The organism is Chryseobacterium tructae, from assembly GCF_030409875.1.
Lineage (GTDB): Bacteria > Bacteroidota > Bacteroidia > Flavobacteriales > Weeksellaceae > Chryseobacterium > Chryseobacterium tructae.
On record NZ_JAUFQR010000001.1, the window covers coordinates 257,035 to 269,410 of the forward strand.

The following is a 12,376-nucleotide window of genomic DNA, read 5'->3' on the forward strand; positions in this document are numbered from 1 at the left end:
TGCTTTTTTTTATGCCTCTGTCATATCATCAATCCAGAACATTGTATTATCGGCTTCTGATAAGTCTTTGTTCATAAGCAAAATGCTAAATATTTTTTTTGAATTTTTTGGTGTATTTTTTGATTCTGTGTTAATTATTTTTCAATTATAAAATAATAATGTTAAACTATTTGTTTAATAATTGATTTATGTCATCATTAATGGTTTGTTATATAGCTTTTTTATATCAAAAGTATAGGGGTGTACTTGTGTTTATATAAAAAATCAGTGATATGAAAGAATCAGTATTGAAAAAAATGGGGGCAATCATTTGTCTGGTATTAGTATGTAACTGCTCTATCAAGGGTATGGAGCTGAAAGAACGAACGAGTCCAATAGAAAAATTTCAAGAAAAAGGTCAGGATACGATAAGTAAGCCCTCCGGGAAGACTAATAAAACAGCGAGAAAAGCTGATTTTGATGATTTGAGAGACTGGACAAAAGCACCAAACAGCTACCTTTTTGATCCAAGTCAGAATAATGAAGGTTTGTACGTTCCTGTGAAAAAAGCGTATGCAATGTGGCAACAGGATAAAATTATTGGATCTTCAGGAATTCCTGCGGGACAAGTTACAGCAGATGTTCTTTGGGAAGATAATCCAGGTCTGATAAAGTCAGCAACAGGATATCTTCTTGAAATAATAGGTTCCGGAGAAAATGCTAAAATAAAAGTTCCGATTAATAAATCCAAAGAGGGAAATGCTGTTGTGGCCTTAAGAGTCAATGGTGAAATTTTCTGGTCATGGCATATTTGGGTGACAGATAATCCGGGAAATGGTTCCACTTATAAAAGTTTTACAGGAGTATCAAGACAAAGAAGCAATGGAACAGTTGAATTGATTCCTGATCTTGAATGGGGATGGATGGATCGGAACCTGGGGGCAATCGGAAATTCTATCACAGCAACAGAGTGGAATAAAAATGGAGGTCTCCTATATCAATGGGGGAGAAAGGATCCTATACCGCCTTTAGCCTTAAAAGGAGACGATTTTTATGAAGTTTCAGGATCAATAGGGCGAGTGAGACACAGAGGTGCTAAAAACTTTACCGGAGCTGTCAAAATTGATGATCTTAGAAAATTTGTTTTGCTTTCCAATGCTGAGGTAAGTAACAATATTAAGCTTTCGATAAAAAATCCGTTAAGCCTTATTTATGTTAATAAAGATGATAATTCAGGGCCAGCTTATTATAATAACAATACAGCTTTGATGGTAAACTGGTTCGGAAAATCTGCAACGACTCCGGATTCTCAGCTTTCTGAATTAAATTTATGGTCAGACAATTCTCAGGGAAAGGTGAACGCAAATTATAATGATGATGGCAATGCAAAACCTTATCGGGATAAATCTTCTTATGATCCCTGCCCAAATGGATGGCGAATTCCTTCTATGTTGGTCGCCAACTTGGCCTCTCAAAACTATATAGATGATGTGAGATTAGACTTTTCACCATTTGGAGTAAGAACCAATATGGGAAAGAATACTTTTGAAGCCAATAAATATCACGTGATAAAGCCTACAGATACTAATACTCCGAACTACATGAAAGGTTTTAAATTATATGCCAATACCGGCTTTGATTTATCCAATGTGAATGGTTTTAATATGGGGCTTTTTCCGGGGACAGGACAATTAGGGCTCACCGTCCATCAGGGACAATATACAGATCAGCATCATGTCGGTTTATGGACAGCAACAATGGCTAAGCATTTTGATAATACTCCGGTGGTGGGAGCTCGTGCATTGTTTATGGTGCCGGATAAAGGACAGCCGGATGTTCCGGATGCTGCTTTTCCGAATGTGAAAGGAAGATATTGGTATATGCCGCTAGCGGCAGGTGAAACCTCGGGAGCGAATGCTTGTAGATGTCTAAAAGATCCCTTGTATGTGTTGGATGGGTATGACTTCCCCACAGAATATTTACCCGTAGTTGTTGAATTTAAAGAAGGAATCAATAATCCGAATACCTATCAGATTGTGAAAAATGCCACAATGACCACTCTTGATATTCCAGTAAACAAAGCATTTTCTGTTCAAAGTGAAATGTTAAATAATAAAGAGATTCTTTCAGTATCAAGTTTTAATAATTTGAAAGCGAATGTTCTTTGGAGTACAAACGCAGGATTAATCAGTAAAGTGACAATTCCTGGAGGATCACCAAATTCATTAGAAGGAATTTCAAATACTAAAATTCAGATTACAATCAATCCTAATCAAAGTGGAAATGCAGTGATTACCCTACATAATGGAAGTATTACAAGTCCGGTATATTGGAGCTGGCATATTTGGGTCACAGATACTCCGGTTGCTTCTATACCGCATACTACAGAATTACCTAATACAGCAGTTACCAATTACGTAAATTATGTTGATAAAGGAGCATCACCATTGCAAACGGAATTTATGGACAGAAACCTGGGGGCAACAGATGCTTTTCCGGTAGTTGCTAATCCATTAACACCTAGTGCGGCAGAGCTTGCAAGAATTAGAGCTTCAACGGGAATGCATTACCAATGGGGAAGAAAAGATCCTATCCCAACTTTTCAATATGCAGATAACCGGGCTTCTTTCAGTATCTTTTTAGGAACAGCAGGTGCGGATGGAACAGTGGCTTATTCTCCTTTATCTGTAGCTGCTTATAATAATCTGGCAGGAAATTATATTGTCCCGTTCAATACCTATACAAATTCTACCAACGCAAACGTGCTTCCGACAGATAAAATAGCAGATAAAATTTCAAAAGTCTTACTATACTCGGTGAGGAATCCTTTAGTTTATATGATTCCAAGTACTTTTGCTGCTTACAACAGTGCTGCACCGAATTTTACAAACGGAACAGATTGGTTGGCAGATGAACCCAATTTAGCTCCCGACAGATGGGGAAGAGGAACCAAAAAATCACCTTTTGATCCTTGTCCGGAGGGATGGCGAATTCCGGATCTTACAGGAGTTGCTATCACAGCAAATCAGGATTATGGCATCTCTCCCTGGTATAAAAAAGATAAAAATGTAGCAACCGCATTTAGTGTACTTACCGATTATTTAGGATCAAGAGTAAGGAATCCCAGTACAACTTCTACAATAGGATATACTTTTAATGATCAATCCTATAATGTAGGAAATTATCCCAATTCGGGATCCAGAGGCTTCAGAAGTGTCACTACCAATCAGAGTGCAGCAGGAAGTTATAATGTGATTAATTTCCAATATCCGGGAATTTGGACGGGTGCTTTGTTGTCAAATTATATAGGAAGACCCATTAATATTCTTTGGGATGCCGCTTCTAGTGCCAACCGTATGCTTGCGTTTCATGATAACAACGATCCTTATTTCGGGATGAATTGCAGATGTGTAAAAATAAAATTAGATGCCAATGGAAATGAGTTAGGACCCATTCCTAAAGACCAGGTTACAGCTTTGCCTGCTACAATGAATCAGATTCCCAAAGATTTAATTACGGTCAACGCAAGATTTGTGAAAGCAAAAAAATAAAATTTGCAAAATCAGATCATAAAAAAATGCCGGTTCACCATTGAGCCGGCTTTATTGTTTGTTTTTACAGCTTAAAAATGGAATTTACTTCCAGACAATAGATTGATCTTATTAAAAAAAGGAAATATATGCCTTTGGATAAGTGTAAATTCATAATTTTAGCACTTGTAAAAATTGGGAAAAGAGGAAGTTTATTCTTTCCTTTTTACAGATTTTAAAAATACACTATGAGGTTAGAAAAATTTGTGCAACATTTTAACAGTAAGATCTTTATTTATTTTTTGATCGCTATTACAGCAATTTACACCCTTGCTTTTACCCTTGCTTTTAATCTTAAAGATGATGGATATATCCTTGCAGATTGGTTGATCAACTATGAAGACGGAGGTTTCAAAAGAAGAGGGTTATCCGGGAGTTTCTTTTTTATTCTTCAGGATATAACGGGGTTCAGTCTTAATTATATTGTTTACTTCTTTCAATTTATAATTATTTCGCTGTTTTTTTGGTTGTACACAAAACTTATAAGATATAAGGTGACAGACTTGCTTTATCTCTCACTTTTATTGTCGTCTATTGGGTTTGTAGGGCTTTTGAATACAGTGACTTATGTAGGAAAAAAAGAATTTATCGTATTTCTTTTGTTTACTTATTTTGTTTACCTTTTAGATCATGATAAATTATCAAAATATAAAGAATATGCTTTCTGTTTATTACTTTTTATAACTACACTTTTGCATGAGGTTACTCTCTTTTATGTTCCTTACTTTGCGATTGCATTATATGTCAAAAATGGCAAGCTGGAAATCAAAAGATATATTAAGTTTTTCCTTGCGGTAATTATCCCTGCCGGAGCCATTGTTTTATTTGGTAAAAATGTAAATGAAGGAATGTCACTGGAAATACTCAATAGAAGAGGAGTACATCCTACTTACGGTATTTTCTATTGGAATATTGATGAAAGACAGTATATTAAGGAACATCTTAGTGAATATCTGCTTTACTTTATCAGCTTAGGGATAAGCGTACTTCATATTTGTTATTATTTAAAATATCTAAATGGACGAAAGATTTTATATATTTTATTAATCGGAGCCTTTTTCTTTTCATTTCCACTGTTTTATCTGGCTATAGACTGGGGAAGATGGATGTATATTCATATGATGTTGATGATTATCCTTTTTGCTATGATGTTGAAAAAAGGAGACTCTATATATGCCTGTGAACCCATAATTATTGATCGGAAATTTTATATAACAATGGCTATAATACTACTGTCTCTGCTATATAGAGTTGAAATGTCCGGAAAGGGTTTCACCTTCGAGGGAATATTATATAGACTGTTTGTTGCTCCACTGGAATTGTTAAATAAAATGTGATTTCAAAAAGTATATAATAAAAAAGCTTTACTTTTGCAAAAAATTTTTTTTAGAATGTCGAAAAATTTAGTAATCGTAGAGTCCCCGGCAAAGGCAAAAACTATCCAGAAATATTTAGGTAAGGATTTTGATGTGAAATCCAGTTTCGGTCATATCCGAGATTTGCCTAAAAAAGGCATGGGAATAGATCTTGCCACCTTTAGTCCGGATTACGAAGTTTCAGCAGACAAGAAGAAATTGGTGACAGAATTAAAGGCTGCAGTAAAGAAAGCCGAAATGGTTTGGCTGGCTTCCGATGAAGACCGCGAGGGAGAAGCTATTGCATGGCACTTAGCAGATGAATTGAAACTGAAACCCGAAAACAGAAAAAGAATTGTTTTCCACGAGATTACTAAAAATGCCATTCTAAAAGCAATTGAAAATCCAAGGGATATCGATCAGAATTTAGTGAATGCCCAGCAGGCAAGAAGAGTGCTGGACAGAATTGTAGGTTTTGAAATGTCTCCGGTTTTATGGAAAAAAGTAAAACCAGGATTGTCTGCAGGAAGAGTACAATCGGTCGCTGTAAGATTAATTGTTGAAAGAGAAAAAGAGATCCGTGAATTTGTACCTAAAGCAAGTTTCAAACTTGACGGAATTTTCTTAAACAATGCAGCACAGGAAATTGCAGCTAAACTTAAAAAAGACTTCGAGAAAGAAGCTGACGCTGAAAAATTCCTTGAGCAGGCAAAAACTACAGAATTTAAAGTTCTGAATGTTGAAACAAAGCCGGGAACACGTTCTGCATCCGCTCCTTTTACCACTTCCACATTACAGCAGGAAGCTTCATCAAGATTAGGTTACAATGTAACCAATACCATGCGTCTGGCTCAGAGATTATATGAAGAAGGATTCATTACTTATATGAGAACTGACTCCGTAAACCTTTCTCAGGAAGCTATTGAAGGCGCTAAAAAACAGATTACCTCAGAATATGGAGCAGAATATTCTTCTCCAAGAAACTATACTACAAAATCAGCTTCTGCACAGGAAGCTCACGAAGCCATTCGTCCTACGGATTTCGGTGTAAAGAGCATTGGAGATGCGCAGTTGAATAAGCTATACCAATTGATCTATAGAAGAACATTAGCTTCTCAGATGGCGAATGCTAAAATTGAGAAAACGGTTATCGAGATCGGTAATGCTTCACTTCCCCACCATTTTGAGGCACAAGGAGAAGTAATCATCTTTGATGGTTTCCTAAAAGCTTATGGTATCGTGAAAACTGAAGAAGAAGATGATGAAAACAATGAAAAACTATTACCAAAAGTAAAAGTTGGTGAAGTATTGAATTATAAATCCATTACGGCAACAGAAAAATTCACAAGACCAAGTGCAAGATATACTGAAGCCGGATTGGTTAGAAAGCTTGAAGAATTAGGAATTGGTAGACCATCTACTTATGCTCCAACGATCCAGACCATCCAAAACAGAGAATATGTGGATAAAAGAGAAATCGAACCACATACCCGCGAAGTCATCAAAATGTCTTTAGTAAATGACAAGATTAAAAAAGTAGTTTTAGATGAAAAGTTTGGTGGAGATAAAAATAAATTTATTCCTACAGACATAGGAGAGGTTGTAAATGACTTCTTAACGGATAACTTTAGAGAGATCCTTGATTACGGTTTCACAGCAAGAGTAGAAGAAAGCTTTGACGAAATTGCAAGCGGAGACCAGAAATGGAAGGAAATGATGACCAATTTCTACTCAAATTCCACCCAAGAATTGAAGATGTAGAAGAAAATGCAGACCGTGCAACAGGAGACAGACTTCTAGGAGTTGATCCAAAGACAGGTAAAAATGTTCATGCGAGAATCGGAAGATTTGGAGCAATGATCCAGATTGGCGAAACGGATGATGAAGAAAAGCCAATCTTTGCTTCATTAATGACAGGGCAAAATATTGCAACCATTACCTTTGAAGAAGCATTGGAGCTGTTTAAGTTGCCTTTCGAACTAAATGACTTTGAAGGACACGCCGTTTCTGTTGGAGTAGGAAGATTTGGACCTTATGTGAAATGGGGAGAAACTTTTATTAGTATTCCAAAAGGAGAAGATCCACTTTCTGTAAATCAAAACCGAGCTGAAGAGATCATTAATGAGAAGAAAAAAGCAGACGCTCCGATTGCAACTTATAAAGGAGAGCCTGTAACCAAAGGATCAGGAAGATTCGGGCCGTTTATCAAGTATAAAGATATTTTTGTGAATGTTCCGAAGAAGTATAACTTCGATAATCTTTCTCAAAGTGATATCAATGAGCTGATTGATGCAAAACTGGAAAAAGAAGCCAACAGATATATTCAGCAATGGGAAAAAGAGAAAATTTCCCTTGAAAATGGAAGATGGGGGCCTTTCATCAAGTTTGGAAAAGCCATGTTCAAAATTCCAAAGAAAAATGATGATACCAAATATGATGCAGAAGAATTGAAAGAAATTTCTCTGGATGAGGTAAAAAAATGGATCACAGATCAAGATAAAAATGCTTTTGCAGAGAAGAAAAAGCCTGCTGCAAAAAAGGCAACAACTACAAAGAAGACTACAGCGGCAAAAAAGCCAGCTGCTAAGAAGAAATAATAACAAAAACCGGTCATTTTATGGCCGGTTTTTTTATGAGAAATTTTCTGAAAAGATACTTAACTCTATTGTTTAGAATTTTCTGGACATATTGATCATGCAACTACTTTAGTTCCTTAGCAGTCATTATTCTTTCATTAATAATATTTCCCCAAAGCTTAAAATCAGAAACTGTAAAAGAAGTATTTGTTGATGATGTTCCAGAATTTTTTCTGAAATAAAAATCATAAGATCCACCAACGATACCTTTATCCGGTATATAGAGAAACCGATCTATTCCACGGGATTCATTATATCCATCATGCTCCCACCAGCCATCAAATGTCCAGAATTGATAAGCTTTATTTCCTTTTATGATATATTCTTTAGATAGATAATTTCTGAAGCTATATCGTTCATCCAGTGACCTGATTTTATTATTGCCCGTTATATCCATTATAAAATCTTGTTTAGGGAACTGAGTTTTAAAGCTTGTTTCCATTTCTTTTATCGTGACTTTCCTTTCTGTTGTATTAATTGTTCCATAAGAAGACAGAAGGGGAAATTTCAAATCCTCAATGCTAAACAATTCTGTCAAACTCATTTTTGAAGTATAATAAGCATCTTTTTCTTTTTTTACCAATTGATATTCCAGTGTTTTCTTTTCAGGAGTATTATTTACTTTCCAATCTGTTGCTATGTTGATCATTTGATCGTTAGATACAATTTTATCCTTAATGTTTTGAATGTCTATACGTTGCCAATTATTGCCTCTCTCATCCATTCCCGGAAGAACCTTTTCAGAAAGATCCGGAAGAACAGTAATGAGCAGAATTGTATTTTTAGAAACAAATACATTATAAACATTGATGTCTTTTTTGATATCATATAGTTCATGAGTATCCAATGTATATTCATGAACAGGGAATCTCAATTTTACATCATCTAAAAGAATATACTTCTGAGAGAAAAATAAATTGAAGCTAAAGAGTACGATGAATAAAAAGGGTTTTGTTGTCATTTACTAATACTATTCTCTATTGCTTGGTGAAAATTAAATCCTTCGTTTCCGGTAAATAAATTTTGATATCCGTCCCTGGTGGGCATTTAGTATCATCAATAATCATATCATTTGGGCGATACTCCCATGAGATTTGAGTGGTGCTATTTTTTTTCAACTTTACACTTCCCCATCCTACACCACAATTGGTGCCTCCATAATATAACAAAAGACTATTTCCATTATCTTCTGCCCAGCGACTATAGAGGGTATGTCTTAATTGATTTGCTTGAAAGTTCATATTTTGGGTATTTTGGAGAACTATTCCAGAAGAGTTTTTTACAACATATTTTATTGATAATATATCTTTATAATATTTATTGTCATTTTCATTGAAAAATTTTTGGGTCTCTTTTGTTATGAAAAGAGTAATTGAGTTCCCATTATAACTTCCCTGCCAGTTTCCTATAAAAGAATCTAGTTCATTATTAGTATCCTTTAAATATGAGTTTTGAGGTATCTCTGTATAGTCTGTTTTTAAAGGATAAACTTGTTGTGCTTTGCAAGAAAACACAACAAATATTCCTAATATTTTAATTAATCTACTCACTATTATTGCTTGGTGAAAATTAAATCCTTTGTTTCGGGTAAATAAATATTAATATCCGTTCCTGGTGGGCATTTGGTATCATCAATAATCATATCATTTGGGCGATACTCCCATGAGATTTGAGTGGTGCTATTTTTTTTCAACTTTACACTTCCCCATCCTACACCACAATTGGTGCCTCCATAATATAACAAAAGACTATTTCCATTATCTTCTGCCCATTGGCTATAGAGGGTATGTCTTAATTGATTTGCTTGAAAGTTCATATTTTGGGTATTTTGGAGAACTATTCCAGAAGAGTTTTTTACAACATATTTTATTGATAATATATCTTTATAATATTTATTGTCATTTTCATTGAAAAATTTTTGGGTCTCTTTTGTTATGAAAAGAGTAATTGAGTTCCCATTATAGCTTCCCTGCCAGTTTCCTACAAAAGAATCTAATTCATTATTAATATCCTTTAGATATGAGTTTTGAGGTATCTCTGTATAGTCTGTTTTTAAAGGATAAACTTGTTGTGCTTTGCAAGAAAACACAACAAATATTCCTAAAAATATTATTAAACTCTTCACTATTGCTTAGTAAAAATTAAGTCCTTTGTTTCCGGTAAATATATTTTTGTATCCAAAGTTGGAGGACATTTACTTGCAGTTGTTACAATATCATCCGGACGATATTCCCAAGAGACTTGTGTAGGGCTAATTTTCTTTAAGAAAATATCTCCCCATCCAACACTACAATTTGTTCCGCTGTAGATTAAATGTACAACATTTCTATCAGATCTTATCTTAGTACTATATAGTGAAATATTATATACATTATTATTTTGAGTGTCTTGTAGAATGGTACCTGTAGGTTTTTTCACAATGTATTTTACTATTAATGCATCTACATAATAACTTTTTTGGCCAGTGTTCTCTAATTTGTTTTCTTGTTTGGTAATAAATAAGGTGATTTCATTACCATTAAAGTTAGCTTTGTAGACTCCTATATAGGGATTTAACTCGTTATTAGTATCTTTTATGTAAGCACCATTAGGAATACTTGAAAAAGCAGTATTTAAAGGAAGTGTTTGTTGCGCATGGCAAAAATACGCAACAAATATTCCTAATATTTTAAATAGACATTTCACTATTGTTTAGTAAAAATTAAATCCTTCGTCTCTGGTAAATAAATTGTTGTATCAGGATTTCCGGGACATTTTCCAGGCATTATAATTCTATCTTCTGGACGATATTCCCAAGATAATTGAGTTGGGCTAATTTTTTTTAATATTATTCTTCCCCAACCAATACGACAATTTGTTCCTGCATAAACAAAAACCACTTTATTCTCTGTGGGATCAATATCAATACTATGTAAATCACCAATAGTAAGGTTGTTATTTTGAGTGCTTTGCAAAATATTCCCCATAGAGTTTTTCACAGTGTATTTAATTACTAAAGCATCTGTATAATAAGTTTTTTTAGCACTCTTTTCTATTTTATTTTCTTGTTTAGTAATAAATAAAGTAATTTCATTACCATTAAAATTAGCTTTATAAATTCCGATATATGGATTTAGCTCATTATTAGTGTCTTTTATATATGCACCATTAGGGATATCTAGAAAAGAAGTACTAAGGGGTAAAGTTTGAGCTTTGCAAGACATTAAGTTTATAATTAATGTCATTACTAGTATTATTTTTGACTGTATTATATTCATATTATTTTTCATTTTTAAAACTAATTAATTAGGGCATGGTGTGGCAGTAGGTATACCATTACCATCTAAGGTTACATTATTAACTGTTCCATTAGCTTCTACTCGTTGTAAATTTACTTTCCCATCTAATCCCATATTTTTTAAAGACTCGAAGAATAATTTTTCCAATCCTCTTTCATTAAGATCTCCAGAATTTTTGATATAAGTTGTTCCGTTTTTATATTTACTTGTCAAAGTACTTTCAAGTTTTTGGTAATCATCTTCAAACTGTTTCATTTGTGCAGGTGTATAAACGTAGCCTCCCAATTCTGACGCTGTTCCTGTATACTTTATTACATAATGTATATATTGAGTATTATTAGGGCAAGTACTGCACCATTCTGCTGCAATCATACCAAGGTACGCATTTCCCACACCATCCTGCACACTTTGTGCTGCTGCAAACCCAAATAATGCATCCACAATATCCGGTGGTGAAACATATGAATTCCGGTTGCGGTATGGTTATGATAGCCGCCATATGAATCGGTTACATCATTAAATACAACTTTATGATTGCCATTAACATCGGCAGGAGCTAAACTACCATCTTTTTTCTCTTTAAAGCCTATCTCTCCGGTGTTCACATCACTAAGTGTTTTTAATGCCTGTGCTTTTATATCGTTTATCCCTTGTTGAACATAAGGTTTGTTAAACATTTTTTTTGCTTTCTCACAAGGATCATCCTCAGGATCCAGATAATCCGGAAACTTATGTTTAGAACCATCACCAGACATTGCGTTTCCGCCACCACCAAAATGCATATTGCCAGGTTCTTTCCATTGGGCATCTTTCCACCAGTCTCGTCCAGGAAATAGATAGCCAAAACCGCCACCGCCGCCGGAGAAGACATTGAACTTAATAATGGTGATTTCCTCTATATCGTTCACCCGGATATATTGCTCTTTAGCAAACTTCCCCATGGGCGTAGGATTTTTGGGATAGAGATTATCTACCGCATCCTGAAGCCTTGCTAATACGCCCAGTGTTACAGGATCATTATTCTGTACAACAGTAAACTGCACATAATCTCTGTTGGGAGAGACAATACCATGAATAAAGGCTGTTACCTGATCACCCTGTAGAATAGGAAAAGCAATCGCCTTGGAATTATTTCCATAGGTATAGGTAGATACATTATAAAAAGGTCTTCCAAAATCACGATAAAAGTCCTGTCCTAAAGCAGCATTATTTTTAAAAAACGCTTCTATGGTTTCTCTGAATGGTGTTTTATAGCTCACCGGAGATAAAGGAATATTGACAGTAGTATTGTAAGTGCCATTCTTTTGGGCAACCTGTCCGGTTTCCTGTCTATTCTGCGCTCTGAATTCCGGGTCGGATTGAGTTTTTTCTTCAAACTTCAAGAACATTTCAATAGGAGCCCTGAATTGGGTTTGTTCCTCTTTGGGAAGCACTTCATCTTCTGTTCGGCAGGAATTTAGAGTAAGAGTCAGCACTGCAAGCAGAGTCAACCTGAGAATCGATTTTTTTCTCATGGACATTTGTTGTTTTTGTAGATT

Annotated in this window: 9 protein-coding genes and 1 pseudogene; 3 read left to right on the forward strand and 7 right to left on the reverse strand. The window is 34.8% G+C overall.

Annotated features, from left to right (window positions below; all coding sequences use genetic code 11):
- Nucleotides 1-272: 272 nt before the first annotated feature.
- The 3 genes and pseudogenes from QWZ06_RS01200 (at nucleotide 273) to topA (ending at nucleotide 7,521) form a co-directional block, all read left to right on the forward strand.
- A complete protein-coding gene (locus QWZ06_RS01200; RefSeq protein WP_290295347.1) occupies nucleotides 273-3,530 on the forward strand; it encodes a hypothetical protein in 3,258 nt (1,085 codons plus the stop codon).
- Nucleotides 3,531-3,757: 227 nt separating this feature from the next.
- On the forward strand, nucleotides 3,758-4,906 hold the full coding sequence (locus QWZ06_RS01205; RefSeq protein ID WP_290295348.1) for a hypothetical protein: 1,149 nt from the start codon (nucleotides 3,758-3,760) through the stop codon (nucleotides 4,904-4,906).
- Between the two features lie 54 nt (nucleotides 4,907-4,960).
- Nucleotides 4,961-7,521, forward strand: a pseudogene (topA, locus tag QWZ06_RS01210) (type I DNA topoisomerase).
- Nucleotides 7,522-7,624: 103 nt separating this feature from the next.
- Here the strand turns inward: topA and QWZ06_RS01215 are convergent.
- The 7 genes from QWZ06_RS01215 to QWZ06_RS01245 are packed head-to-tail and all read right to left on the reverse strand — an operon-like array spanning nucleotide 7,625 to nucleotide 12,352.
- Nucleotides 7,625-8,521: a hypothetical protein gene (locus QWZ06_RS01215; RefSeq protein WP_290295349.1), complete on the reverse strand. Its 897-nt coding sequence runs from the start codon at nucleotides 8,519-8,521 to the stop codon at nucleotides 7,625-7,627.
- A gap of 16 nt (nucleotides 8,522-8,537) precedes the next feature.
- Nucleotides 8,538-9,110 (reverse strand): DUF6705 family protein, encoded by a 573-nt coding sequence (locus QWZ06_RS01220; protein WP_290295350.1) that lies wholly within the window; start codon nucleotides 9,108-9,110, stop codon nucleotides 8,538-8,540.
- A 2-nt stretch (nucleotides 9,111-9,112) separates the two neighbouring features.
- Nucleotides 9,113-9,685 carry a DUF6705 family protein gene (locus QWZ06_RS01225; protein WP_353959925.1) on the reverse strand — a complete coding sequence of 191 codons (573 nt, stop codon included), beginning with the start codon at nucleotides 9,683-9,685 and terminating at the stop codon, nucleotides 9,113-9,115.
- Nucleotides 9,685-10,245 (reverse strand): hypothetical protein, encoded by a 561-nt coding sequence (locus tag QWZ06_RS01230; protein ID WP_290295352.1) that lies wholly within the window; start codon nucleotides 10,243-10,245, stop codon nucleotides 9,685-9,687. Before QWZ06_RS01230 ends, QWZ06_RS01225 begins: the two co-directional genes overlap by 1 nt.
- Entirely contained in the window at nucleotides 10,245-10,829 is a 585-nt protein-coding gene (locus QWZ06_RS01235; RefSeq protein ID WP_290295353.1) for a DUF6705 family protein, read from the reverse strand. The genes QWZ06_RS01230 and QWZ06_RS01235 overlap by 1 nt, the downstream gene beginning before the upstream one ends.
- A 12-nt stretch (nucleotides 10,830-10,841) precedes the next feature.
- Nucleotides 10,842-11,279, reverse strand: coding sequence for a hypothetical protein (locus tag QWZ06_RS01240; RefSeq protein ID WP_290295354.1), 438 nt, complete (start codon nucleotides 11,277-11,279; stop codon nucleotides 10,842-10,844).
- Nucleotides 11,207-12,352: a hypothetical protein gene (locus QWZ06_RS01245; protein WP_290295355.1), complete on the reverse strand. Its 1,146-nt coding sequence runs from the start codon at nucleotides 12,350-12,352 to the stop codon at nucleotides 11,207-11,209. Before QWZ06_RS01245 ends, QWZ06_RS01240 begins: the two co-directional genes overlap by 73 nt.
- Between the last annotated feature and the right edge of the window lie 24 nt (nucleotides 12,353-12,376).